Consider the following 23,094-nt stretch of genomic DNA (forward strand, 5'->3'; position numbering starts at 1 on the left):
ATTCACTCTCCTAACTTAACTTTAAATTTAAATGTGATCCGTTTTATATAAGTACCTGTAGCAGCCTCGAAAGAATCATCGTATTGGCTTCTACGAGCATCGTATATAAGCGATAATGCGCTGCACAGATTACGCGCCGTTTCCTCTTTTTCTTCTTCCCGCAATGCTCGGACCTCGAAATAATAGGTAAACGTCAATCTGCGCGCCTTGTTAGAAATATAATCTTCTAATGTGGATGATAACAGATAAAAAATGGCGGCGGGGTATTTGGGCCTCGCTGGAAACCAACCGGTTTGTAAATCGATTGAGACTGCTTCTGCAACTCCGATAATGTCCGGGATAATGTCTATCTGATATGCATTTGGCGCAGATACCCATTCCCCGTTCGGACGCAAGTAAATCATTTCAGCACCTTCTTCAGTTCGCTCTGTACCACCTTCTCAATATTCCCGTTGTCGGTATTGTCAATCAATGCCGGGCGTAAATATGGTTGCGGAGGCTGGCCTAACCAATCCTGCCTATGCTGGACAGAGGGGTCTCCTCTTTGCCCAGTCCCAAACTCGACATACGGCGCATATTCCACATTCGTGCCTACCGTCGCCACGCAGTTATCCCCGTCATATCCTTTTGTGGTTGTAATGCTCGAACGAAGCCGCCCAGTATCTACCGGACACAGGCGTTTTGCATCACCCTCCACAAGCAAACCAGCTTTATGTATCCCCTGTTCTAGCGCAAATTGCACCTGGCTTTTACTGTTTTGCAATTGCCTCATGAGCCTTTCCAAATCATCCATCGGCGCTCCTCCCCGTGTCCTTTACTACAATCTGTAACGGACCATCCTTTGCAACAACATAATCGGCCCCAGACACAATTTGGTAGATTTCGTTATCCAAGATGATTTCATTGTCATCTTCCACTGTCCCCAAAAAGATCACAGTATACGCCTTTTCTGACGTTAGGCCAATCGCCTGACGTTTAATAGGATCAGAGTATGGATAAACCTCTGCAATCACATCGGTGTCTTTATGTAGCTGGATAGGGTGCCCAAAATCGTCCTTCTGTCCTTCCCCTGGAAGGTATTGTCTGATTGTGATTTTGCGGCTAATCTTCTGGCAAGGTCTCCACATGTTCTAGCCTCCTTCCGCCAACTGACGCTAAAGGATACGGCAACAGATGTTTTACCGCATTTGGAATATCATCGTAACCAATAGAAACTCCGCCACAGCCGTGAGAGGTTTCCCCCTCGCGGCCCATGCGGTTATAAAGCAATACTGCTATCGCACGTACAGCCCCGCTATAATCGGATGGATTATCTCTATGGGTAAGTCGCCTGAATGTCTCTTCTGCATCCTCATAAAGCAGTCCCAACAATTCATCGGGTACACCAGGAAGCTGGTTAGATAATTTTATGATCTCTTTTGCTTTATCCATTGGTAATCAGTTTTGCCATTGGAATCGATTTTGGGTTAAATTTGATTTCCCAATTCGATGTTGCAAACAATTGTGCATCCGTTGGCGATTCTGTCCATCCGCTAGATGGGACCTTAAAGCTGAACCCATTGGGATGTAGGGTTTCGCGGATACGGGTATACAAGGTATCCTGCCCGCCATTTTTTGCTGCACTGCGTTCCGTTTCAACCGGCTTGTCCAGTCTCCCCGGCGCTCTGCGCAAACATCCAGCCCCTAACAGATAGGTTGTATATTGTACAAGGTCTTTGTTTGCTCCTGAGCCTCCAACTGCCTTTGTGGGTACACTGTCGTCAATAATTACGGTATATCCATTTGTAGATGCAAGATTTAACGGGCGTTGGATTCCGTTGGCGTCGGTATACTTCCAAAATTCCAACAATTCCAAATTTTCCAATGTCTTTGCAACGTTGGAGTGCATAATCGCCATTGAAAACGACGTCTTATGATCTCCCATTGCTTGCGTTGCTAGATCGTTAAGATCGGTTGCTCCGATTACCCGCGCATCCGCTGTGGCAGACGATAGATCAAGAATATGAGTATCGTGCCATGTTTTAGCATTCCCACTCCCAGTGATTCCAAAAATTGCATCCAGAATACCGATCATAACCTTCTGCCGGTATTTAGCCCAATATTTTGATACCGATGCAGCGATATGTCCCATCGGGTCAGACCCGGACAATTCCGCGACAAAATCGCGGGCGGTAAATCCTTTTGCACGGCCATAGGCAATACCGGACTGATAACCGCCGCTGGTTTCCGTCGCAGTAATGTCGGTGGCGCCATCATAGTTCACCGGATCACCGTCGAGGACGTTGTAAAAAGGGATTGTGTACTGGTTCCCGCTGTTGCTCAACATGTTTGCAATTGTGGGGTCATCCACCACCGCACCGCTGTTGAGCATTGCTGTAAGTACCGGGTCTGGTTCCTCCTGCCACATTTGGTAAAAGATTTCTTCATCAAAGGGATAATTAAGATATGTTCCTGGCATAAACTATACTCCTTTTTTCATTAAATTTTTATATTCGTCTGGATGTTCATTTGCAAAGCTTACCCGTTCCATATAGGACATTTTTTTGTAACCGTCCATCGTAACGGGCGGGGTTCCTTTTCCTCCGCCCGCTGGGGTCCCGGCACCAGAAAGCGCATGCGAAATGCCAGCAGATACCGCACGATCATAAGCCGCTTTGATCTCTTTTATCCGTTCTGGTACGTCTTCCGCTTTAAGTTCCTTAAACGGCAGCATTTCCACAAGTTCTACCGGGACCTGCTTTTCAGCAGCGATTTTGGTTGCTTGATCTCTCAGTTCTCGCGCAGCTTCTCTAGCTTTGAGCTGTGCAATCTCTTCGTTTGCTTTTTTCAGCCGGTATTCTTGCCGTTCCTGCTCATTCATAGCCGCTAGTTTTTCCGCCTCTGTTGCTGTCTCGCTGGCAATTGTATGGGCCTTATTCAGCGCCTTTTCTACCGCTGTTTTTGTAGCTTGAGACACCCGCTTATCCAACCAAGATTGCAAATCCGTATCCGTCTTTAGGATTTCATCATAATTTTTGGGTGTGTTTTCGTTGTGAGGTTGGTTCTCTGTTCCTTTTTCGCCCGTTGACGGTGTACTTGATCCACCACCATCCCAGCGACGCATAATGCTTGTAAATTCATTTTTTTTGATCCGCATAATCTGCTCCTTTTGTTGCACCACTCTGTTCTCTGCCAGAGGATGCAGATTTTTAATTTAAAGTAGCTTTTTACGTCTTGCCAAGACGTGTGCATAACCCTGCACCGGGAGATATGGGATCACCTCCTTTCCGTTCTCCCATGATACCAACAGCCCCCATCGTGCCATGCTGCACACTCTCTTTTTATGCACTCTGGAAACATTACTTCTTGACCTTCGATTGCTGTCTGAGTAACCGGAAGACCGTTGTCATCGTATTTAAAGCCGATTTTTGTAACGATTTTGGTGTTTACCGCATAAGGACATTTCATCGGTTACCTCCTTAAAATAGATATAAAAATACCGCCCAGACTTACGACTGGGCGGTATCTCTATCAAGTTTTCCTTCGAGCGCTTTTTGGGCCAGCGTTGCCAACATCCGCTGAAAATCTCCTCCATAATCAAAACATGTCATTTCCGGGCTATCATCGTCATATGGTTGAGCACTCTGCGCAATTGTCTTTAACGCATCTTTTTCATTTTTTGTCATATCTGATGCCATAGGCCGTACCTCCTTTTAAGAGCGTTTCCATAAATTCTATGTAACTTTCGGGGGACTGTTTGTAATCTGTATACTTTTCCACCATAGAGTTGAGAAAGTGGATAAATTGTGCAGCGTTATAATCCTCTGTTTTTTCCACTTTATATGTTGTTCCATTATTTCCTATGACAACTGATACCATACAATTTGGGTCAGCTATAAATATTGCTATATCGTCTTCCGCAAAGGTATTGCCGCTTGGATGATTATGTATGGCAATAAACGCTTCCTTTGCACGTGGAGCCTTTACCGTCCCTGGTTTTTGGCCTTTCCATTTTCCTAATTCTTGCACATGCATATTATAAGCGGCCGCGGTTTCTGTTCCAGCGGGATCATTTATAATGTATCGCAATAAGTTTTGACACTCTTTTTGTAGCTGTTTACTCTGTTGCCTCGTTAATACGGCTGATTCCAACAGCGGAACACGCTGAATCGCTTGCTCTGTGATTGAGAGATATTGAGAGTTTACATCTGTCAGTATACTACTGCCATTGGTATTGTCAACGTATTGCCTTTTCCACTGCGCATAAGACATATTTTCGATATTTACAGATTTCCCATTTTTATCACGTGCAGCGCGCTTATTTAACCGCTCTAATCCAGGTACATCAATCACCGCCGCAGTTGTGCTCCGGCAAAAAGGGTGCATAGGAGGATAATTCACTCCTACAGTAGCATCCTTTCTGGGATACTTTTTCCCATCGTGTTCCCGGCATGTTTGGGAGGTCCGTCTATCCAAAGTAGCTATAAACTCGTATTGATCTACTTCGGCTTCCCTATAGCTTTCAAGCGCTCCTTGGTTGGATAAATAATTGACCTCTGTGCGGATAAGCCTCGTTGCGTTATACATACTTTGGGTATAGGTCCGTTCCATCAAGTCTTTCGACATTTCTTGGATAGATAGTCCGCTCAATACACCCTTTTTTAGTACCTGAGCAGCAATATTGGCTACTTTCCCGCAATTGTGCCAGATCGACGCAGAATAATTACGTCCATACCATTTGCTGGATAATAGCCGGTCAATTGTTTGAGCTGGTAAGAGAGCCACACCGAATCCAATCCCTATACCTTTTTGTATCTCATACATCGTGTGCAAATAAGATTGACTAACTGTATTCCTATAACATGCTGTTGATATACGCTTTTCAGCATCAGCTGCAACAGATAATTTTACGGCGATTTGTTGTTTGATATATTCCCAACGGGTAATCCGGTAACGATAGGCAGCTGCATTCAGCCGCATTAATATCTGCTTTTTAAACCGGTCATCTTGCATGGTTGCAAGCTCATCTTTTAATGCCTCATATTCAGCGTGTGCGATTTCTTGGTTAAGCCATTTAATCGCCTCTTCTTTTGGCATCCCCGCCCGGTAGGTATCAAAAATCTTTTTTATCTTCCGGTTTATCTCATTGCAAATTTCGCGATATATCGCATCTATTTGTGTAAGATATTTTGCCGTATTTCGTTCGGCTTCAAGTAGCACCTGTTCGGCGCGTTCTTCCCAATATTTCGCATTTTTCATTCATTTTCGTTTGTCTGCCCAAAATTTTGGCCTCCGTCAAATAGGGACCTCTGCCTCTCGACGGCCTCCACCTGCTCCAACTCGATCTGTTTGAGTTCCGCGTCTACATCTGTGATTCCGAATTTATTTGCCAAAAACGCTACCAGCGTCTTGCGGGAAAGCACCTCTTTTGCATAAGGCAAGTAGCTCATTATGTCGATCGGCAACGCATCGTCAAAGGTTACATCGACATCCTCCCAAACAAATCCACGTCCTAGTTTGGACATGTAGTTGTTCATGATTTCGAGGCGTCGGTCAAGCGATTTGCGGAACATTCTCCGCTTGATGTTTGCCAACCATTTGAGGCCCAATGTCTTATATTCCATAGCCACGCCCGAAGCATTCCCGACAAAGTTCTCATCCGTTAACTCTGGCACTAAAGAAAACTTGGAAATATCCGCTTTTAGGGCTTGTCTTAGCGTTTCTACACCGGTTTCATCAAGTTCTTTTTTTAGGTATTCGATTCTGCCTGCTGGGTCCAGATTATCCAAGATTCTGTATTTTTTTAAGAGCTTAACAAATTCCGGGGCTTGCGCCTCATCGTCTATTACGCTTGCTCCATAGACCGCCATAATTGCATCAATAAATTGATCTTTGTCGTCTATACGGTCAGACTGTAGCCGGTCATAGGCATCGATTAGCGTTAAAACGCGCTCATAGTCCCCCATTCTCTCATCATTGTTTTTGTACCTTACAATTGGCACCTGATCCGCTATCATATTCATACTGACGCTATAAAACAAAACTTAATCCCTCCAGACCTCTCTAAGCAACAGCAAAGTTATATTTATGCAGATGAGGCCGATATGCTCAATGTAGTGATGTTCGGAAAAACAGCAAGCCAGTGGAGAAAAGAAAACCCTGATTTGAAGGGAAACATGCGCGATTACGCAACCGTCGAGCAACTGTTGGTTTTAACTAACCTTGAAAACATTAATGCCCTTTATATTAATCAAGGCATCCCACAAGCACAAAGAATGAAACAGTTGCATGAAATCGCAGTGGAACAGATTGCCAAGATTACAGGAAGCAAAAGTGCAGAAGCATTAAACACTTTACACAGCAACCTTAAACTACCAAATGGGTAATAAAAAACGCCCTACCCTGCTGCAACAGAGTAAGGCAGATGACCATCAGCACCAGGCCAATGGTACGATATAGAACCGCATCCATATTGTACCTGTTTCGGCCTGGGAAATCAAGTCCCGGGCATTTTTATGCCCATTTTTAAGGAGGTACAACATGGCGAAAGCAAAAAAACTTCATAGCGGTAATTGGAGGACCCTTGTATATACTGGTAATGACCGCAACGGAAAAAGGCAGTACAAGTCCTTTACAGCGCCGACGAAAAAAGCAGCAGAATATGCAGCAGCAGAATATGTCCTTAACCGTAAGATGGACAACCAAGCAGAAAATTTGTCGTTTCAAAAGGCATCGGATCGCTATATAGAATCGAAATCTAATCTTTTATCCCCGTCTACTCTACGGGGATATAGAATTATGCAGCGCAATGCCTATCCCCTGCTTTTAGATCAGCCTCTTGGAAAATTGGCCGTAAACGATTTAATACAGCGGCAGATGAATGAAAATGCTGCAGTATATTCTGCTAAAAGCCTATTAAACCAATTTGGATTTATCACTGCTGTGATGAGATATTTTAAATACAATATCGATTCCAAAGGTATCACTCTAAAACCTCCAGAGGACCGTCCTATACTAGTCCCCACCAAAAGAGATGCAGAGCAGATTGTCAAACTTTTACAGCAGGCTCCAGAAATCGAATGCCAGGTTTTGCTCGCATTGACTTGTAGTCTGCGGCAAAGTGAGATTGCCGCAATAACCCCTTTCGATGTCAATGGTCGTGTTATCCGCGTACACGGCGCTCGAATACCTAATGAAAATAATAAACTGGTTTATAAGGAAACAAATAAATCAAAAGCCGGAACGCGAACTGTTATTATGCCGGATTATCTTGCAGCAAAAATGGTCCGTCGTTGTTTGGAGATCAAAGAAGGATGGTTATTCCATACCACACCAGGTCAAGTATTATACCGCTTCAAAAAACTTTTGAAAGCCAATAAAATGCCTTTGTATACCATTCATTCTCTGCGCCATTGTTTTGCCGCAATAATGCACGCTCAACATGTCCCCGACAAATACGTCATGGAAATGGGAGGATGGTCGAGTGATTATGTCTTAAAAAAGGTGTATCAATACACATTCGCAGAAGAGGCAGCAAAAGCGAAAAAAGAGGCTAACGATTATTTTGACGGGCTTTTGAAGAAGTGAATTCCGTGTTGCATTTCGTGTTGCATCTTGTTCGAAACCTCATGTTTTTTATCGATAAACCGCATATTTGGTTGTCGTATTTCGACATCGAAAGATAAAGAAAAACCGCATAAATACTGAACTTTCAGTATTTATGCGGTAATCGCCTCTGGCGGAGAAGGAGGGATTTGAACCCTCGCGCCGGTTACCCGACCTACTCCCTTAGCAGGGGAGCCCCTTCACCACTTGGGTACTTCTCCATGTAGGTGAAAATTTATAAAACTATGGACTTTGAGAGAATGTGGCGGAGAGGAAGAGATTCGAACTCTTGGCCCCTTGCGAGGTCACTGGTTTTCAAGACCAGCTCCTTAAACCACTCGGACACCTCTCCGAGTCTCGTTTGCAACGAGGATTATTATACTGTATTTCCGACGCTTTGTCAATGATTTTTTGCAAAGATTTTTAACATTTTTGTAAATTTAGGATAATTCTCTTCCGGTTATCCATGAGATAACAATCAAAAATAAACAAAAGCCTTTGCTACCCACTTAGGTGCAAAGGCTTTCAAAATTGGAGGCGTCACCCAGATTTGAACTGGGGAATCAGGGTTTTGCAGACCCATGCCTTACCACTTGGCTATGACGCCAAAAAATTGGAGCGAACGACGAGGCTCGAACTCGCTACCTCCACCTTGGCAAGGTGGCGCTCTACCAGATGAGCTACGTTCGCATAAATGGTGCCTCCGGACGGAATCGAACCATCGACACGGGGATTTTCAGTCCCCTGCTCTACCAACTGAGCTACAGAGGCAAATATGGCGACTCGGAACGGGATCGAACCGTCGACCTCTAGCGTGACAGGCTAGCGTTCTAACCAGCTGAACTACCGAGCCGGATATTGGTGGGGACAATAGGACTCGAACCTATGACCCCCTGCTTGTAAGGCAGGTGCTCTAACCAGCTGAGCTATACCCCCTTTTTGTTCGCTGCTGTTCATCAGCGACGTGTTATATAATACTATATGATCTATCAAAAGTCAATACCTTTTTTCAATTTTTTTCAAGTTTTTTTTGATCGTTTTTGGAGGTTCATTTTTAAGGGTAAAACTACCTTCCTTCCCTCAAATTGTATTCGTATAGATTGCTTCTTGACACTTCTTGTGCAAGTTCCTTACAACATAAGCAACAATAGGGAACTCCTCTGTTTTTCCGTATGTTCTTTGTCCTCTCAGCCTCTTTTCTTTCCTTGTGACATTCCTATCCATCCTCCTCTAAAAAGACGATATCCTCTCGAACCGCCATCCGATCCGCTTCAATACCTTCCCTTACAGATAGGACGATATTCGCTCAATACGCTCAAATAGATATCATATACTGGCTATTTCCTTTTCATTCACCCTTTTTGTAGGAGGGATACATCCACATGTCCTCCATCTGCATCCAGGGATCATCGAAGTACACCTGTAGTCTTCATCATCACGATCGTAATGGAGGCGGAGTCCCTCTTTCAATACGGACTTATAGATTCCATTCCCATCACGCTGGCAAAGGTTGGCGTGGGGCTATACACTTCTTTTCCCAGGAAAACAATTTTTCCCTTTCCGGCTTCAAAAAGTGATGAACCAAAATTCAGCTTACCTTTTGATGTAGTCCATTCTCCTTCCCTCAAGACATATGTATCCCTTGCTTCAGGTTATCATTATTTTTCCGGCTTTGATCTATTTGACCTATAAAACAGCTCATCTTACGCCTCAAAACCTAACAGGAAGCGTTCACCCCATACATAAGGCCCACCGTTGGAAAAATTGTTTTATACATACCACTGCCTCCAAAACCGTTTCTGCGTAAGGAGTGAAATCTCTTCACGCGTAGCATTTCTGTCCCTTGAGGATATAAAAACGTGCATGAAAGGCTTTGCCCCCATGCACGTTTTATCAGGCTCTAAAGAAATATGGCTTCTATTTGGGATTGAAAACGCCCCGCTCTACTGCAGATTGTAAGGTAAAATGCTTTTTGCAGCTTTCCAATCCGAGCCTGCTCTCCGGCAGGCCGTCCCTACTCTTATTCCATCCTCTCGAATCAGAAATACATCTCATTTATTTGCCACGCTGTCTGCCAACTGATTCAGCTCTTCTTGGGAGAAACGATATGCACGATTACAATACTGGCACTTCGCTTCCATAAAACCATCCTCCAACGCCAATGTGCGAATCTCCTCCGGACGGAGAGTTGCCAATGCGTTTGATACACGCTCCTTGCTGCAATTGCAGGCATATGCTACCGGGAATTCGTCTAAGATCTCCATTTCAAAACCTTGGAGAACTGTTTTACACATCTCTTCAATTGACATTCCCTTGGCAAGCATGGTCGTCACCGGCTCCAACACCGCGACATTCCTTTCCAATTGGCTGATGTCCGCATCGGTTGCTCCAGGGAGCACCTGCACCAACATGCCGCCAGCCAAAAGGAGTTTGTGATCGGCCTTATCGACCAACACCCCCAGAGCACAGACCGTGGGGATCTGCTCACTGACTGCATAATAGTTGGTAATATCCTCTGCAATCTCGCCAGAAACAATCTCTACCTGCCCAATGTAAGGCTGCCCAGAGCCAAAATCACGCAACACGCCGAACAGGCCGTCACGCCCCACTGCACCGCCGACATCGAGCTTTCCATTCGGCTTGAGGGGCAAATCCACCCCAGGATGTTCCACCCAACCACGGCAATTCCCGCGGCTATCTGCAATCGCCACAACCGACCCCAATGGCCCTCCACCGTTGATCTTCAAGGTCAACGAGGCGTCATCCTTTTTGAGCATGCCTCCCATGATCGAGGCGCCCGTCAGTAAGCGTCCAAGCGCCGCTGTCGCTACAGGGCTGGTATCATGTACCTGTTGAGCTGTCGCCACAAGAACCGTGGAATCTACTGCTGCAGCCATAATTGCCCCATTCGAGGTGATACATCTGATCATTCTATCCATACAATCGAAACCATCCTATTTCATTTTGCGTGCAGCATAGACCACACGTTCCTCTCGCTCGCCCGGCTCCTGTAAACTCAAGTCGCCAAAGCGGTAAACTTTGTCGAACCCCGCCTCTTCCAACATGTGGAGCAGTTGTTCCGGTGGATAGGCGCGTTCATAGAAGTGTTCGCCGCTTCTCCGATAGAGACTCCCCTCCCGGCCAAAAAAGTCGAGTTGAATGCCAACACGATCATTCTTCTCCTCATAGTGGTTCTGCCAAACACAGTAGACCTCATCCGTATCATAAAGAAATACATTGTCGGCTAACACATAGCGATGTTTGTACACAGTATTGACATCGAAGAGGAACCACCCGCCAGGGTTCAGGAACAAGGAGACCCGATCAAACGCGGCCTGTACATCCTTCTCTAACGTCAAATGATTGATGCTGTCAAGGGCACAGATCACCGTATCCACCGTGCCATAGAGGTCGAGTTTTTGCATTTTTTGACACAGAAACAACAGGTCCAGGCCGCTCTCAGCTGCTTTTTGCCTTGCAACGGAGAGCATGTCCGCGGACCCGTCGATCCCGTAAACATCGATTCCCCGTTCTGCCAGTGCAATCGTCAGGCTGCCAGTGCCGCAGGCAAGGTCAAGCGTCAGACCCGGCCTATGCCCCAGATGTTCCATCAGTGCGCATAAGTATTCCGCACGGCGGGCGTATTCGACGTTTTGTGTCAGACTGTCATAATATTGTGCAAAGGAAGCGTAGCTCATTTGTCCGCTTCCTTATGATCGCCATTTTTCTGATCTAGGCGGTCAAAGACCAGGGCGTACCCGTCACAGCCATAGTTGAGAGAGCGATTGACACGGCTGATAGTGGCTGTAGAGGCCCCTGTTTCCGCCACAATGTCGCTATAGACGCGCTTCGTGCTCAACATATGGGCCACCAGCAAGCGCTGCGACATCGCCTTGATCTCTGGAACGGTACAGAGATCCTCAAAGAAATTATAGCACTCATCTACCGTTTTTAGAGAAAGAATCGCCTCAAACAGAAAATCAACACTCTCATCTTTGATTTTAGAGTTCAAAAAAGTCACTTCCCTATCGTATTTTTAGCAATCTCACAAAGTAAACCGACAAAATCCTCATAAAAAGCCGTTCCATTTTAAAATTCAGACTTTCCTCTGCCCTTATGAAACCACTATTAGTAAGATAAGATTTTAGCATATAAAAGTCAAAAAGTAAAGAGGCAAGCAGCATACTCCCTAGGGAAGCAAGTGATCTTATAAAAATTTTATAAATTTTGCACAGTATTTGCACAAGCCAACTCAATTTGATGACGCATGTCCTCCACCCCTTCACCGTTCACAGCCGAAAAAGGGATCAACATGGTATCCGGCAGTTCTTCAAAAAGTGCGCAATAAGCATCCATCTGCTGGGTTCGCTGCGTCTTATTGAGTTTGTCGCTCTTTGTAGCCACCACTAGAAAGGGCAACCCTGCCTGGGCCAAAAACTCGATCATATGAAGGTCATCGCGGGTGGGCATGTGGCGAAAGTCCACAATTTGCACCACTAAACGGATGTTACGCCCCGCATTTAAGTATCCTTCCACCAGTTCTGCCCAGCGCAATTTCTCTGAAGCAGAAACCTTGGCATAACCGTACCCCGGCAAATCCACCAAGCGGCAATCCGGCAGGCGATAAAAGTTGACCGTTCCTGTCTTTCCCGGTTTTGCACTGACACGCGCCAGCGATTTGCGGTTCAGCAGTTTATTAATGAGCGAGCTTTTCCCCACGTTGGAGCGGCCGGAGAAGACAATCTCCGGCACGCTGGAAGGGGGAAGCTGCTCTACGCGGCCCGAGGCAGACTCAAACACGGCATTTTGGAAATTCATTTGGGATTCCCCTTTCAACTGGTTTGATACCCACCGCCATTACTGCGGAAGTTGCGGCGCTGTAGCGGCAGCTTGTCCCGCCGCAGTGGACAGGATTCCCGACGGGGCATGTGCAGATTCAGGCTTTGGCTCCGGCATGTATACCAACGCCGCCTCTAATACCTGGTCCACCTTCTGAACCGGCAGAAAATGAACGCTGTTCTTGACCACATCGTCCACCTCTGCGAGATCTGGAACATTGTCCGACGGGATTATCACGGTCTTAATACCCGCACGATAAGCCGCCATGGTTTTCTCTTTGAGGCCGCCGATCGGCAAAACACGGCCCAGCAGCGTGATTTCCCCGGTCATCGCCACATCATGGCGGATCGGGATATTGCATAGCGCCGAAGTGATCGCGGTAGCCATCGCAGTTCCAGCGGAGGGGCCGTCTTTGGGGATCGCCCCCTCCGGTGCGTGGATATGGATGTCGTATTTTGCATGGAAATCGTGATCAATCCCCAACAAGGACGCGCGTGTCCGGATACAACTAATCGCTGTGCGCGCCGATTCCTTCATCACATCGCCCAGAGAACCCGTCAGTTCGATCTTTCCAGTTCCCTCCATAACGGCAACTTCGATCGGCAACAATTCGCCGCCGACGCTTGTCCACGCCAATCCGTTGACCAGCCCTACCTCGTCCGTTTTATGCAGATCGTCATTTTTAAATTTGGCCGGGCCGAGCAGCCCCTCCAAATCCTTCGGGGCGATGGTGATCTTTGCCTCCCCATCCTCTACGAGTTTGACCGCGCACTTACGGCACAGGGCGGCAACCTGGCGTTCCAGATTGCGTACGCCGGCCTCTCTGGTATAGCCGTCGATCAGTGCATGTACAGCGGCGGACTGGATACGTACCTGCTTGTTGGGAATCCCATGCTTTTTCATCTGCTTGGGAATCAGATGCTTGGTCGCAATCTGGAATTTTTCCTCGTGGGTGTAGCTTCCCAGGGTAATCACATCCATGCGGTCTGCCAGCGGTTCTGGAATCGTGCTGTAATCATTCGCTGTTGTGATAAACATCACATCGCTCAGATCGAACGGCATGTCGATATAATGGTCGTAAAAGGTGGCATTTTGCTCGGAATCGAGCACTTCCAAAAGAGCAGAGGCCGGGTCTCCTCGGAAATCGTGGCTGAGTTTGTCGATCTCATCGAGCAAAAGCAGTGGATTTTTGGTGCCCGCCTGCTTGACGGCTGAAATAATGCGGCCGGCCATCGCTCCCACATACGTCTTGCGATGGCCAACGATGTCGGACTCATCCCGCACGCCGCCAAGGGACACCCGCACGTACTTCCGCCCGATGGCTTCAGCGATTGACCGCGCGATGGAGGTCTTGCCGACGCCCGGCGGGCCGACCAGACAGATGATCTGCCCCTTGATGTCTGGGGAAAGCTTTTTGACTGCCAACACTTCTAAAATGCGCTCTTTGACTTTCTTCAGGCCGTAGTGATCCCGGTCCAAGATCTTGCGGGCCTTTTCCAAGTCGATGTGCTCCTTGCTGACGGTATTCCATGGCAGATCCAAACAGGTTTCCAAATAGCCGACAATCACGCCCGCCTCATGGGAACCATACGGCAACTTAGCCAGCCGGTCACACTCCTTGAGGAGCTTTTTTTCTTGCAATTCCGGCAACTGCAGTTTAGCGATGCGGTCGCGGAACTCGTCCGCTTCCTCCTGCGGGTTGTCGTCTTCACCCAACTCGTAGGAGATTGCTTTCATCTGTTCGCGCAGAAAATATTCCCGTTGGTTTTGGTCGATCTGCTCCTTGGCCTTCTCGCTGATCTGGCTCTCGATCTCAAGCACCTGTACTTCACGCTGTAAGATCTCTACCAGCTTATTCAGGCGTTTAACCGGGGAGAGTTCTTCCAAAATACGCTGCTTCTGCTCATAATCGAACATGATGTTGGCTGCAATAAAGTCCGCCAGTTCCCCGCAGTCCTTCTTCTGCACCACGCCCACCACAATGTCCGGAGGCACACGGCTATAATTTTGCAGATACTGCTCGAATAACGTCTGCGTGAAGCGGATCAAGGCTTCGCTGCGCTGGGTTCTGCGATAGGCACGGGTCCGCACCGGCAAAATCTCTCCCACCAGGAATGGATCGCTTTCCTGTAGGCTGGCCAATTCCGCACGGTACAAGCCCTCCACAAATACTCGTACCCCATCCTCTGGATGGCGCACCACCTGCTTGATCTTTGCTACCACGCCGATACGGTACAGTCCCTGTAGCTTTGGCTCGTTGTCGCCGAGATCCTTTTGCGCCACCAGAAAGATCATCTGATTTTCGTCCATCGCCTTAGAGAGCGCCAGAATGGACTTCTTCCTGCCCACGTCGAATTGAAGCATCATCCCCGGGAACACCACCAGCCCGCGCAGGGCCAGCACCGGCAGCACCATATTTTCCTCTCGTTTATTTGCCAACTGTGTTGTACTCATGTGTGTATCCCTCCAAGTGCGCAAAAGCATCCCGAAAAATGCGGTTGCCTTTGGCGCTTATGAAGGCGTTGGTCTCCGGATATCGATGGCTCCGGAGCCACGCCTAGCAGAAATGGCTGCCGCAAGGCGGAGGGCTTCTCAGCCGCCCCGCTGCAACAGCCATCGTTTTTCGAATCGACTGCGCTAAACCGTCCCCGGCTGCGCATCATGCGGTATCTTTTCTACCGCGTTTTCTCGACGTTGTAATCTTGATCTTGACGGGCTTGCGGTCCGGATTATAAGTGAGCAGAGGCGGTTCGCCCTTTTCCACTGTCTCCGGTGTAATGGTCACTTGCTCCACTGTATAGTCCGAGGGAACCTCGTACATCAGCGGGGTTAGTATCTCCTCCATAATACTCCGCAACCCGCGTGCACCGGTTTTACGCTCAATCGTCTTGCGCGCAACCGCCCGCAGGGCCTCCGGCTGAAATTCCAAATTCACCTTGTCAAGCTGGAACAGCTTTTTATACTGGTTCAGCAGACTGTTCCGCGGCTCTGTGAGAATCCGCACCAACGAATCCTCGTCCAAGCCGTTCAACGCGGCAATGACCGGCAAACGGCCCACCAACTCGGGGATCAAGCCGAATTTTACCAAATCGTGCGGAATTACATCCTGCATCCATGCCGTGGTATCCAAGTCCTTTTTACTGCGCACTTCTGCGCCAAACCCCATCGAAGAGGAGGCAGTGCGCTTCTCCACGACCTTTTCCAAACCGTCAAAGGCTCCACCGCAGATGAACAGAATGTTGGAGGTATCGATCTGCAAGAACTCCTGCTGAGGATGCTTACGTCCGCCTTGTGGTGGTACATTGGAGACGGTCCCCTCCAAAATCTTCAACAACGCCTGCTGGACCCCCTCGCCACTCACATCGCGGGTGATCGAGGGATTTTCCGACTTGCGGGCGATCTTGTCGATCTCATCGATATAGATGATCCCGCGTTCAGCGCGTTCAATGTCATAATCTGCCGCCTGAATCAGGCGCAAAAGGATGTTTTCCACGTCCTCACCCACATAACCGGCCTCTGTCAGTGTGGTAGCATCCGCGATGGCAAACGGCACATCCAGAATCTTGGCCAGCGTCTGTGCGAGAAGCGTCTTTCCCACACCCGTAGGCCCCAACAAAAGCACATTGCTCTTGGTGAGTTCCACATCGTCTTTTCCATAATAAATGCGCTTATAATGGTTGTAAACCGCCACAGACAGCGCGATCTTGGCCTCGTCCTGCCCAATCACATATTCGTCAAGCTGTTTTTTGACTTCCTGCGGCTTTGGCAGCACGGCGGAGGTCTCGCTGTAACTGCTCTTGCGGGCGTTCAGGCTGTTTTCATCCTCCAAAATGGACATACACAGCTCGATACACTCATCGCAGATATAGACGCCGGGTCCGGCGATCAGCCGGCGCGCCTCGCTCTGCGGCTTCCCACAAAAGGAACAGCAAATGCCTCTCTCTTTGATGTCGTCGTTATTGGGCATTCGTATCACCAACCTATCTCATTCAAAAAAGGTTTTGTCTACATGGCAAGGGGTCAGCGGTGTTCAATGACCTTGTCGATCAAGCCATATTCCATCGCCTGTTCTGCGGTCATGAAATTGTCGCGTTCTGTATCCCGCTCAATGACTTCCAGCGGCTGGCCCGTGCGTTCCGCCAAAATTCGGTTCAAGCGCTTTTTGGTCTGTAGAATGTGGTTTGTGTGAATCTGGATATCCGTCGCCTGGCCTTGGGCGCCGCCGCTCGGCTGATGGATCATGATGTCACTGTTTGGCAGAGCAAGGCGCTTGCCTTTTGCACCGGCCGCCAGAAGAAACGCCCCCATACTGGCTGCCATGCCCATGCAGATGGTGGACACATCGCATTTGATATACTGCATTGTGTCGTAGATCGCCAGGCCAGCGGTCACCGATCCGCCGGGGCTGTTGATATATAGAGAAATATCCTTGCTTGGGTCCTGCCCCTCCAGATAGAGCAGCTGCGCGACCACCAGGCTGGAAGTGGTATCATTTACCTCTTCTGTCAACATGATGATGCGGTCATTGAGCAAGCGGGAAAAAATATCGTAGGAACGCTCGCCGCGGCTCGTCTGCTCCACCACATAGGGGACCAAGCTCATATCGGTATAGCTATTTCCAAAAATCATCCTAGAATCCTCGGTTCTCCACGCGAAAATCGATATAGGACTACCGCCGTGTTCCGCGTGGGAAGCACGGCGGCCTCTCCGGCAGAAAGGCTCACACCCCTTGATGACAAACACGTACAGAGCTTTGGCCGCTTTTCCGCCGGTTATACAAAAATTTTATTCTGCGTCCTTGGCCTCCTCTGCCTTTGCTTCCTCTGCCTCATCGGCTTCTGTCACAACGGCAGTATCGCGCACGATCTGGATGGCCTTCTCAACCGCAATATCCTTCACAAGCTCTTCCTTCGGAATGAAGGACTTCACCTTATCAACCTCGAGCTCGTAGTTTTTAGCAAGCTTCTCATACTCTGCTTCCAGATCAGCATCTGTTGGCTGAATGTTTTCAAGTCCAGCAATCTTCTCCAACGCAAGGCGAACCTTGACCTGGCGCTCTGCCTGCGGGCGGAAGGACTGACGCAGCCCATCCATATTCATACCCGTGTACTGCAGGTATGTATTCAGGTTCAAACCCTGAGACTGCAAACGATAGGCAAAATCGCGCACATCGTCGTTGATGCGGTTGGTATACATCGCCTCTGGAATCTCTGCCTGGACCAGCTCTACGAGCTTATCAATCAGCTGATTTTCCACACCGTCCTTCGCCTGTGCTTCCGCAGCATCTTCCAGCTTCTTGCGAACATCGGCCTTGTACTCATCGAGCGTATCAAAGTCGCTGACATCTTTCACAAAATCGTCGTCGACCTCCGGCAGTTCCTTCACCTTGATCTCATGCAGCTTGATCTTAAAGACCGCCTCTTTACCGGCGAGCTCTTTTGCCTGGTAATCCTCCGGGAACGTCACGTTCACGTCGAACTCTTCACCCGTGGTATGGCCGACCACCTGCTCTTCAAAGCCAGGGATAAACTGTCCAGAACCGAGTGTCAGGCTGAAGTTTTCCGCCTTACCGCCTTCAAATGCAACGCCGTCCACAAAACCCTCAAAATCGATCACTGCAATGTCATCGTTCTGTGCAGCGCGGTCCTCAACCGTCACCATACGGGAATTGCGGTCCTGTACCTTTGCAATTTCAGCGTCAACGGCCTCATCGGTCACAGCGACCTTGGCCTTCTTCGCCTCAATGCCCTTATAGCCTTCGATCTGTACCTCCGGCTTCGTGGTAATGGTAGCCTTGAATACCAGGCCATCCTTGCCGGCAGAAACGAGATCAAAATCAATTTTATCTTCAATCATGTCAAGCTTTGCTTCGTTGACAGCCGCTTCCAGCGCGTCCGGATAGAGCGCATTGATGGCATCCTCATAGAAGACCTCTGCCCCATAGTACTTTTCCACAAAAGCACGCGGAGCCTTGCCCTTGCGGAAACCGGGGATCATGATCTTCTTATTCTGTTTGCGATATGCTTGATCCACCGCTTTTTCAAAGGATGCGCCGTCGATTTCTACTTCCAGCTGGTAACGGTTGGTGTCAACCTTGTTGCTTGATTTCAGAGCCATTTTTATTCCTCCTGCAAAATTGCAAATTATCTTAGTTATTATAGCACAACAGTTCAGGATATTCCACCCATTGTAAAAATATTCAAAATTTATTCACGGCTACATGGAAGGCAGAACACAGACCATCCGAAAAACAGCCAAAGCCGGTAGATGGCCCTTCTCCTGCAGGCGTCTCCCAATGAGACATGAAAGGAGATATTTCTGCGAGAAACACAGAGCACCTTTGTGCATACACGGTTTCTTCGCTTTACAGATCCGTGGGACCTCTTTCAAGAAAGTCTACGCCCCTCGTACAAGCAATGGCATAAACCCTAAATGATCGCACGAAATCAACACCATCTTGATGCCGGCATACTCGCCGGTGATGGCGCGCCGCGCCGCCTGGCTGCCGTGGATATGCCCAAAATAACAGGTCTTGATTCCACGCTTGACCAGCGTGTCGAGGATTTCCCGGCATTCTGCACCATCATACACCGGCGGATAGTGCAAAAACACCACCGGTTCACCTCCCTGGCGAATTCCATCGTCGATAGAAGCGTTCAATCGTCCAACTTCGCGATTGACAATTTTGACATCCTCTTCACTCTCTGCGTTATAAAGCCATCCGCGCGTGCCGCAGAGTGCCATACCATCCGCGAGAACCGCCGAATTATGAATCACGCCGATGCTGTCAAAACCTTTTTCTGCTAGGAAAGTTTCGATCTTCTTGCGGGTAGACCACCAATAGTCGTGGTTTCCCTTCAAAAGCCATTTCCTGCCCGGGAGCGAGTGAATGAACGCAAAGTCCTTTTCTGTCTCCTCCAGCCGCATCGCCCAAGAGATGTCTCCAGCAATCACGACGGTATCTGTCTCTGAGACAACGGCACGCCAGTTCTTTTCCAGTTTTTTTACGTAACCCTGCCAACCTTCAAAGACATCCATTGGCTTATCCGTCCCCAAGGAAAGGTGCAGGTCCGCAATTGCAAATACCGCTATTGTAATCGTCCTTTCTATGGAAGGCCGCGAGGGCCTGCTGCTTGCTTTATCTGGAAATTCCCAATCCGCTGAGCACCATATCGCTCATATGATCTGGCGTACAACACTGTGTAAAGCGGACGGGTTTACCCTCCAAAGCAGAGATCGGCGCCGGTACCGGCGCGCCGGTGAGCGCTTCGAGGGTATGCACATTTTCCAGGTCGCTGCTGTCCCCTTTTTTCGAATCGATGGACAACAGAACGCTGGTTGCAAATTTGTATGGGTTTGCTGTAGATGCGACTACCGTGGGCGTCTTTTCATCCTGTGTCTCCGCCAGATAATGACGATACACCTGTACCGCTACCGCCGTGTGGGTATCGCACACATAGTGGGACATATGATAAACTTCAGCGATTGCCTCGCCTGTCTGCGTATCGTCGCAAAAACCTGCGTGGAAGATTTCATGCAGCTTCTGCAGGATCTCCGGCCCCACTTCATAACGCCCGGTTTCAGAGAGCTGTTTCATCCAACCTGCCACACGCGCGCTGTCCCGGTCGGTCAGATCGTACAGCAGGCGTTCCAGATTGCTGGATACCAAAATATCCATGGACGGCGAGATCGTTGTGAAGAACTGACGGTTGCGGTCATATACACCCGTACGCAGGAACTCCGTCAGTACATTGTTCGCATTGGAGGCGCAGATCAGCTTATGAACCGGCAGCCCCATTTTCTTTGCATAATAGGCAGCCAGGATATTGCCAAAGTTGCCCGTGGGAACCACGATATTGATTTCCTGACCCAGCTGTATCTTTCCTTCTTTCAGAAGATCGCTGTACGCAGAGAAATAGTAGACGATCTGCGGCAGCAAGCGTCCCCAATTGATCGAATTTGCGCTGGAGAACATCATACCGTTTTCCTCCAGCTTTTCCTTCATAATTGGATCGGTGAAGATACGCTTCACACCGGTTTGTGCATCGTCGAAATTCCCCTCAATGGCACATACCGCTACATTGCCGCCCTCCTGAGTGGTCATCTGCGTCTTTTGCATGGCGCTTACACCGTTTTGCGGATAAAATACCAGGATTTTCGTCCCCTCCACATCGCGGAAGCCCTCCAGCGCGGCCTTGCCGGTATCTCCGGAAGTCGCCACCAGAATCACCGCCGTCTTATCCGAGTGGATCTTTTTCAGCGATTTTGTCAACAGGTGCGGCAGAATTTGGAGCGCCATGTCCTTAAATGCACAGGTCGGCCCGTGCCACAATTCCAGCAAATAGACGGGAGCCGGGCAATTTGGCAGCTCCACCAGGGGCGCGGGATGCCCACCGGAAAATTTTTCTCCACCATAGGCCTTTTCCACACACTCACGGATTTCTTCTGCGGTAAAGTCTGTCAAAAAGTCGCCGAGAATCCGCTCTGCGCGCTGGAGATAGGTGCCATCTCTTAACTCCTCCAGCACGGAGGAGTCGTACTGCGGCAAATTTTCAGGCACAAAAAGGCCTCCATCCCCGCTGATTCCCTGCGCAATGGCCTGCGCCGCGGAGACCTGTTCGGCGCTGTTCCTTGTGCATTGATAGTTCATGTTGTTTCCTCCTTCTGTTTTCCGCCGTCCCAAAGCGCGATTGAAAGCCCCCAAGCAGACGCGGGAGCACTTGACGAATTTCAGCCGCGCTCTTGTCGCCGTTCTATTTTATAATAGAAATCTACAGTTGTCAAAGAGAAGTGAAAAAACGGTACGCATTGTCAAAAAAGATCGCCTGAACCAAGGTTTCTGGGTAATTATGGCGCAACAAACATTCTGCCAACGCTTCAACGGACTCCACACCCGTCATTCCATCCGGCAAATCCGTTCCGTCGAAGTCCCCACCGATGGCTACGGTGTTTTCGCCGCCCAATGCCAAAAAGTGTTCAATATGCCGCATGACGTCCTCGATGCCCGCTTGCCAGGAATCATCCAAGAACCGGCGCACAAAGGTCACGCCAACTACACCACCCCGGTCACGGATGGTGCAGAACTGCTCATCCGTCAGGTTCCGTAAACTCCCACAAAGCTTACGGGAGTCGGAGTGTGTGGCAAGGAACGGCCCCTTGATCTGCTCGGCCACATCCCAAAAAAGAGGTTCGCTCGCATGGGAAACATCCACGGCAATGCGGTTGCGCTCCAGTTCGCGCACCACCTCGCGCCCAAACGGCGTCAATCCTTTTGGGTGAACCACCTCTGCGCCATCTCCAATCTCACAGGAAGCGTTCCAGGTAAGGGTGACCGCTTTCACACCGCACGCTTTTAACCGGGCTACACGCTCTACCTTCCCACCGAGCGCCGCTCCACCCTCTACGGTAAAAAGTGCGCCGCATTTGCCGGACTGCTGTGCCTCCTGAAAATCCGATGCGCACCGGCAGATCTTCAACTTGTCGCTGTGTAGTTGCTCCTGCCGCAAAAGCTCGCGGTACACCGCCTCGTAGTAGCGGTATGCCTCTTCTCCGCGCAGTTCATCGGGAATCCAAACCGCAAAGCATTGAAACCACGGATGGTAGGCCGCCCCGCGTTTCAAGCAAAGGTGCAGGTCGTTGTCCCAAAGATCCTTGCCCTGTTTCCAGCACTCTGCGATGGTATCGCAATGCAGATCAAAATAGTTCATACCCGCCTCCATCAAATGCATCTTCGAGGTATTCAATCGCCAGCCCTTCCTCTCCGACTACAACGGCAGCTACATCAAAACGCGGTTGCAAACGGGATGGATGCTCCTGTAAATAACAAAGAGCCGTTTGGATGATCCGTCTCTGTTTAGCCGGTGTCACCGCTTCCAAAGGACCGGTCCCCGCATCCTGCGCACGGGTTTTAACCTCTATAAAAACAATATACGGACCATCCATAGCAATCATGTCAATCTCGCCGTAGCGGCTGTGATAGTTCTGTTCCAGAAGCTTCCACCCTTTCCCCCGCAGAAGGCCGGCGACCTGTTCTTCGCCATAGGCCCCGCGGTTCAAAAGGTCTCCCCCAAAATCTTCTTTAAAAAAGAACGCCGGTGGATAGGGCACGGACCATACTGTAAAAGGCATTCCCGGTGCAGTTTCGTTCCATATCCCTTATGCTTGGCAAATTGATATTCCGGATACAGCTTGTCCAATTCGAGCATCAAGCGGTCCCTGCTTACCTTTGCCAGGATAGAAGCGGCAGCAATGTTCGCAGAACAAGCATCCCCCTTGACAATCGTCTCCCCTGGAATGTCCAGCGGCGGCATCCGGTTGCCGTCGACCAAAACATAATCCGGACGAACCGAAAGCCCTTCGCAGGCACGGCGCATCGCCAAAAAAGTTGCCTGTAAAATATTGATCGTATCGATCTCCTGCTCGGTGGCAAACGCGATCGAGTAGCTCAATGCGGTCTTTTGGATCACATCAAAAAGCTGTTCCCGTTTCTTTTCCGTCAATTTCTTTGAGTCGTTTAGGCCTTCGATCTCTGCACCCACGGGCAAAAGAACAGCGGCAGCGAACACCGGGCCGGCCAGAGGGCCACGTCCCGCTTCGTCGATGCCGCATACCTGTACAAAGCCCCGCCGATGCGCCGCCGACTCGTATGCAAACCAGTCGATCTGTTCCATA

Annotated in this window: 24 protein-coding genes and 7 tRNA genes; 2 read left to right on the plus strand and 29 right to left on the minus strand. The window is 49.1% G+C overall.

The window, feature by feature from the left end; translation table 11 throughout:
• Positions 1-2: 2 nt before the first annotated feature.
• From B9Y59_RS07805 to B9Y59_RS07850, 9 genes are all read right to left on the minus strand, one after another.
• Positions 3-404 (minus strand): hypothetical protein, encoded by a 402-nt coding sequence (locus B9Y59_RS07805; protein ID WP_085532790.1) that lies wholly within the window; start codon positions 402-404, stop codon positions 3-5.
• The gene (locus tag B9Y59_RS07810) at positions 401-793 is read right to left on the minus strand and encodes an HK97-gp10 family putative phage morphogenesis protein (RefSeq protein ID WP_085532792.1); all 393 of its coding nucleotides are present in this window, start codon (positions 791-793) and stop codon (positions 401-403) included. The genes B9Y59_RS07805 and B9Y59_RS07810 overlap by 4 nt, the downstream gene beginning before the upstream one ends.
• Positions 786-1,127, minus strand: coding sequence for a hypothetical protein (locus tag B9Y59_RS07815; RefSeq protein WP_085532794.1), 342 nt, complete (start codon positions 1,125-1,127; stop codon positions 786-788). Before B9Y59_RS07815 ends, B9Y59_RS07810 begins: the two co-directional genes overlap by 8 nt.
• A complete protein-coding gene (locus B9Y59_RS15250; protein ID WP_143255269.1) occupies positions 1,102-1,431 on the minus strand; it encodes a phage head-tail connector protein in 330 nt (109 codons plus the stop codon). Before B9Y59_RS15250 ends, B9Y59_RS07815 begins: the two co-directional genes overlap by 26 nt.
• Positions 1,424-2,458, minus strand: coding sequence for a coat protein (locus B9Y59_RS07825; RefSeq protein WP_085532798.1), 1,035 nt, complete (start codon positions 2,456-2,458; stop codon positions 1,424-1,426). The genes B9Y59_RS15250 and B9Y59_RS07825 overlap by 8 nt, the downstream gene beginning before the upstream one ends.
• A 3-nt stretch (positions 2,459-2,461) precedes the next feature.
• Positions 2,462-3,136 (minus strand): DUF4355 domain-containing protein, encoded by a 675-nt coding sequence (locus B9Y59_RS07830; protein ID WP_085532800.1) that lies wholly within the window; start codon positions 3,134-3,136, stop codon positions 2,462-2,464.
• Between the two features lie 352 nt (positions 3,137-3,488).
• Positions 3,489-3,677, minus strand: a complete 189-nt coding sequence (locus B9Y59_RS07840) for a hypothetical protein (RefSeq protein ID WP_085532804.1) — start codon at positions 3,675-3,677, stop codon at positions 3,489-3,491.
• Positions 3,652-5,238, minus strand: a complete 1,587-nt coding sequence (locus tag B9Y59_RS07845) for a minor capsid protein (RefSeq protein WP_085532806.1) — start codon at positions 5,236-5,238, stop codon at positions 3,652-3,654. The genes B9Y59_RS07840 and B9Y59_RS07845 overlap by 26 nt, the downstream gene beginning before the upstream one ends.
• The gene (locus tag B9Y59_RS07850; RefSeq protein ID WP_085532808.1) at positions 5,235-6,020 is read right to left on the minus strand and encodes a phage portal protein; all 786 of its coding nucleotides are present in this window, start codon (positions 6,018-6,020) and stop codon (positions 5,235-5,237) included. The genes B9Y59_RS07845 and B9Y59_RS07850 overlap by 4 nt, the downstream gene beginning before the upstream one ends.
• A gap of 63 nt (positions 6,021-6,083) precedes the next feature.
• Here B9Y59_RS07850 and B9Y59_RS07855 point away from each other — a divergent pair, with 63 nt between their 5' ends.
• Positions 6,084-6,365, plus strand: a complete 282-nt coding sequence (locus B9Y59_RS07855; RefSeq protein WP_198945603.1) for a hypothetical protein — start codon at positions 6,084-6,086, stop codon at positions 6,363-6,365.
• Positions 6,366-6,519: 154 nt separating this feature from the next.
• A complete protein-coding gene (locus B9Y59_RS07860; protein ID WP_085532810.1) occupies positions 6,520-7,566 on the plus strand; it encodes a site-specific integrase in 1,047 nt (348 codons plus the stop codon).
• 149 nt (positions 7,567-7,715) lie between these two features.
• On the opposite strand, the gene B9Y59_RS07865 is transcribed toward B9Y59_RS07860, so the two are convergent.
• From B9Y59_RS07865 to B9Y59_RS07960, 20 genes are all read right to left on the minus strand, one after another.
• Positions 7,716-7,805 (minus strand) — tRNA-Ser (locus B9Y59_RS07865).
• Between the two features lie 42 nt (positions 7,806-7,847).
• Positions 7,848-7,936: transfer RNA gene (locus tag B9Y59_RS07870), tRNA-Ser, on the minus strand.
• A gap of 180 nt (positions 7,937-8,116) precedes the next feature.
• Positions 8,117-8,191: transfer RNA gene (locus B9Y59_RS07875), tRNA-Cys, on the minus strand.
• A 7-nt stretch (positions 8,192-8,198) separates the two neighbouring features.
• Positions 8,199-8,274 (minus strand) — tRNA-Gly (locus B9Y59_RS07880).
• Positions 8,275-8,279: 5 nt separating this feature from the next.
• Positions 8,280-8,355 (minus strand) — tRNA-Phe (locus tag B9Y59_RS07885).
• 5 nt (positions 8,356-8,360) lie between these two features.
• A tRNA-Asp gene (locus B9Y59_RS07890) sits at positions 8,361-8,437 on the minus strand.
• A 6-nt stretch (positions 8,438-8,443) separates the two neighbouring features.
• Positions 8,444-8,520 (minus strand) — tRNA-Val (locus tag B9Y59_RS07895).
• A 1,115-nt stretch (positions 8,521-9,635) separates the two neighbouring features.
• Positions 9,636-10,523 carry an Hsp33 family molecular chaperone HslO gene (gene hslO / locus B9Y59_RS07900; RefSeq protein ID WP_054323340.1) on the minus strand — a complete coding sequence of 296 codons (888 nt, stop codon included), beginning with the start codon at positions 10,521-10,523 and terminating at the stop codon, positions 9,636-9,638.
• Between the two features lie 15 nt (positions 10,524-10,538).
• Positions 10,539-11,282, minus strand: a complete 744-nt coding sequence (locus B9Y59_RS07905; protein WP_085532812.1) for a class I SAM-dependent DNA methyltransferase — start codon at positions 11,280-11,282, stop codon at positions 10,539-10,541.
• The gene (locus B9Y59_RS07910; RefSeq protein ID WP_054323342.1) at positions 11,279-11,596 is read right to left on the minus strand and encodes a YerC/YecD family TrpR-related protein; all 318 of its coding nucleotides are present in this window, start codon (positions 11,594-11,596) and stop codon (positions 11,279-11,281) included. Before B9Y59_RS07910 ends, B9Y59_RS07905 begins: the two co-directional genes overlap by 4 nt.
• Positions 11,597-11,802: 206 nt before the next feature.
• The gene (gene yihA / locus B9Y59_RS07915) at positions 11,803-12,402 is read right to left on the minus strand and encodes a ribosome biogenesis GTP-binding protein YihA/YsxC (RefSeq protein WP_085532814.1); all 600 of its coding nucleotides are present in this window, start codon (positions 12,400-12,402) and stop codon (positions 11,803-11,805) included.
• Between the two features lie 39 nt (positions 12,403-12,441).
• Positions 12,442-14,877, minus strand: a complete 2,436-nt coding sequence (gene lon / locus B9Y59_RS07920) for an endopeptidase La (RefSeq protein WP_085532816.1) — start codon at positions 14,875-14,877, stop codon at positions 12,442-12,444.
• A gap of 205 nt (positions 14,878-15,082) precedes the next feature.
• Positions 15,083-16,390 (minus strand): ATP-dependent Clp protease ATP-binding subunit ClpX, encoded by a 1,308-nt coding sequence (clpX, locus tag B9Y59_RS07925; RefSeq protein ID WP_054323344.1) that lies wholly within the window; start codon positions 16,388-16,390, stop codon positions 15,083-15,085.
• Positions 16,391-16,443: 53 nt separating this feature from the next.
• On the minus strand, positions 16,444-17,025 hold the full coding sequence (clpP, locus tag B9Y59_RS07930) for an ATP-dependent Clp endopeptidase proteolytic subunit ClpP (protein ID WP_054323447.1): 582 nt from the start codon (positions 17,023-17,025) through the stop codon (positions 16,444-16,446).
• Positions 17,026-17,208: 183 nt separating this feature from the next.
• Positions 17,209-18,540 carry a trigger factor gene (tig, locus tag B9Y59_RS07935; RefSeq protein ID WP_085532818.1) on the minus strand — a complete coding sequence of 444 codons (1,332 nt, stop codon included), beginning with the start codon at positions 18,538-18,540 and terminating at the stop codon, positions 17,209-17,211.
• 279 nt (positions 18,541-18,819) lie between these two features.
• Positions 18,820-19,515 (minus strand): metallophosphoesterase, encoded by a 696-nt coding sequence (locus B9Y59_RS07940; RefSeq protein ID WP_085532820.1) that lies wholly within the window; start codon positions 19,513-19,515, stop codon positions 18,820-18,822.
• A gap of 46 nt (positions 19,516-19,561) precedes the next feature.
• Positions 19,562-21,073 (minus strand): threonine synthase, encoded by a 1,512-nt coding sequence (thrC, locus tag B9Y59_RS07945; protein WP_054323347.1) that lies wholly within the window; start codon positions 21,071-21,073, stop codon positions 19,562-19,564.
• A 130-nt stretch (positions 21,074-21,203) separates the two neighbouring features.
• Positions 21,204-22,130 carry a dipeptidase gene (locus tag B9Y59_RS07950; protein WP_158088980.1) on the minus strand — a complete coding sequence of 309 codons (927 nt, stop codon included), beginning with the start codon at positions 22,128-22,130 and terminating at the stop codon, positions 21,204-21,206.
• Positions 22,117-22,479 (minus strand): YraN family protein, encoded by a 363-nt coding sequence (locus B9Y59_RS07955; RefSeq protein ID WP_242967272.1) that lies wholly within the window; start codon positions 22,477-22,479, stop codon positions 22,117-22,119. Before B9Y59_RS07955 ends, B9Y59_RS07950 begins: the two co-directional genes overlap by 14 nt.
• Positions 22,476-23,093 carry a ribonuclease HII gene (locus B9Y59_RS07960; protein ID WP_054323448.1) on the minus strand — a complete coding sequence of 206 codons (618 nt, stop codon included), beginning with the start codon at positions 23,091-23,093 and terminating at the stop codon, positions 22,476-22,478. Before B9Y59_RS07960 ends, B9Y59_RS07955 begins: the two co-directional genes overlap by 4 nt.
• Position 23,094 lies beyond the last annotated feature (1 nt).

It is taken from the genome of Anaeromassilibacillus sp. Marseille-P3371 (assembly GCF_900169665.1).
Taxonomy (GTDB): domain Bacteria; phylum Bacillota; class Clostridia; order Oscillospirales; family Acutalibacteraceae; genus Anaeromassilibacillus.